We start from the raw sequence: 2422 nt of genomic DNA, 5'->3' as shown, positions 1-2422 counted from the left end.
CCGGCTGCTCGCCGACACCGCCGCCACGGCCGGGGCATGCCGCTTGGATCCCGGGCGCGGTCTCGGGATCGGTGCCCAGCATTTTCCCGAGCCGGATGTGGTCGGTGCCGGGCCGGGCCCCGATGGTTCCGCCCGGCTGCTGCGGGAGCGCTGCGAGTCGGGTCTGGTCCGGCGCGGCCTGGAGCGCGACCGGAAGGCGCGGGAGCGACTGGAGCAGGAGCTTTCCGTCATCTCGGGGTTGAGGTACGACTCGTACTTCCTCGCTGTCGGCCAAGTCGTCGCCGATGTGAGGGAGTTGGGTATCCGGGTGGCCGCCCGCGGCTCGGGGGCGGGTTCGTTGGTCTGCCATGTCCTGGGTATCGCTACCGCCAACCCGCTGGAGCATCGTCTGCTCTTCGAGCGTTTTCTGAGTGCGGAGCGCAAGGGTCTGCCGGACATCGACATCGACGTGGAGTCGGCGCGGCGTCTGGAGGCGTACGACGCGATCTTCCGCCGGTTCGGCCACGAGCGGGTGGCGGTCACCGCGATGCCCGAGACGTACCGGGCCCGCAGGGCGCTGCGCGACACCGGCCTGGCGCTGGGCATCGCCCCGCAGGAGGTGGACCGGATCGCCAAGTCCTTCCCGCACCTGCGGGCCTGCGACATCACCGGCGCGCTCGCCGAACTGCCCGAGCTGCGGTCACTGGCGGCCGAGGCGCACCGGTACGGGCCGCTGTGGGAGCTCGCCGAGGGGCTCGACTCCCTCGTCCACGGCATGGCCATGCATCCCTGCGGAGTGATCATCAGCGACGCGACGCTTCTGGACCGGCTGCCGGTGCAGCCCACCCCGCAGGGCGACTATCCGATGGCGATGGCCGCCAAGGAGGAGGTGGAGAAGCTGGGCAACATCAAATTGGACGTGCTGGGTGTGAGGATGCAGTCCGCGATGGCGCACGCGGTCGCCGAGATCGAGCGGGCGACCGGGACCCGGATCGACCTGGACGACCCGCGGCAGGTGCCGCTCGACGATGTCTTCGCCTTCAAAATCATCCAGGAGAGCCAGACCATAGGACTGTTCCAGCTCGAATCGCCCGGCCAGCAGGATCTGTTGTCGCGGCTCCAGCCGCGGGATGTGCAGGACGTCATCGCCGACATCAGTCTCTTCCGTCCGGGCCCGGTCGCCGGAGGAATGCCCGAGCGGTATATCGCCGCACGCCATGGCGGTACACCGGACTACGCCCATCCGGACCTCGAACCGGTGCTCGCCGACACCTACGGTGTGACCATCTGGCACGAGCAGGTCATCGAGACGCTGCATGTGATGACCGGATGCGACCGGGCGATGGCCGAGATCGCCCGGCGGGCGCTCGGTGACAAGGACCGGCTGCCCAGGATCCAGGACTGGTTCCACCGTCAGGCACGCGCCCGCGGTTACCGCGCGGCGGTCCGGGACAAGGTGTGGAAGACCGTCGAGGCCTTCGGCGCGTACGGCTTTGCCAGGGCGCACGCGGTCGCCTTCGCCGTGCCCGCGCTGCAAAGTGCCTGGCTGAAGGCTCACTACCCGGCTTTTTTGCTGGCCGGGCTGCTGGAGCACGACCCAGGGATGTGGCCCAAGCGTGTCATTGTCGCCGACGCCCGCCGACGCGGTGTCCCGGTCCTGCCCGTCGACGTCAACCGCTCCACGGCGAAGCACACCGTGGAGCGGCTCGACGAGGCGCGGACCGACGAGGAACAGACCGACGGGGGGCGGTGGGGAGTACGGCTCGCTCTGTCCGAGGTGCGCGGCATCAGCGCGGACGAGTGCGCACGCATCGAGGCAGGGCAGCCGTACGAGTCCCTGTCGGACTTCTGGCAGCGCGCTCACCCCAGCCGACCGGTCGCCGAACAGCTCGCGGAGATCGGGGCGCTGGGCGCGCTGCACGACGGACGGCTCACCCGGCGGGACCTGCTGCTCCAGATCACCGAGCTGCACCGGCAGTCCCGTACCCGCAATGCCGGCGAGGGGCAGCTACCGCTCACCGCCGAGGTGATCAGCGCGGGAGAGCCCGCGGGGTTGCCGGAGATGACCGGGCGCGAGGCCCTCGGCGCGGAGCTGCACACCCTCGGGATCGACGTCTCCCGGCACCTCATGGACTACCACCACCGGCTGCTGCGGGAACTCGGCGCGACCGACGCCGCCCACCTGGCCGAGCTGCCGGCCGGGCACCAGGTCCTGGTGGCCGGGATCCGCTCCGCGACCCAGACGCCGCCGATCGCCAGCGGCAAACGGATCATCTTCGTCACCCTGGAGGACGGCTCCGGCCTGGTCGACCTCGCCTTCTTCGAGGACTCCCACCCGGCGTGCGCACACACCGTCTTCCACTCCGGGCTGCTGCTGGTGCGCGGTACGGTCCAGGTCCGCGGCACCCGCCGCACCGTCGTCGGCACCATGGCCTGGAACCTG

At 70.5% G+C, this 2422-nt stretch carries 1 protein-coding gene; it reads left to right on the top strand.

Annotation, left to right across the window (positions count from 1 at the left end; translation table 11 throughout):
* Window positions 1-2422, top strand: a 2422-nt coding sequence (dnaE, locus tag GA0115259_RS28505; RefSeq protein WP_093602353.1) for a DNA polymerase III subunit alpha, incomplete at both ends; no start/stop codon positions are given.

This window comes from Streptomyces sp. MnatMP-M17 (assembly GCF_900091995.1).
In the GTDB taxonomy this organism is placed as follows: domain Bacteria; phylum Actinomycetota; class Actinomycetes; order Streptomycetales; family Streptomycetaceae; genus Streptomyces.
The sequence above is the reverse complement of the archived record's forward strand: the minus strand, read 5'-3'. Positions and strand labels throughout refer to the sequence as shown.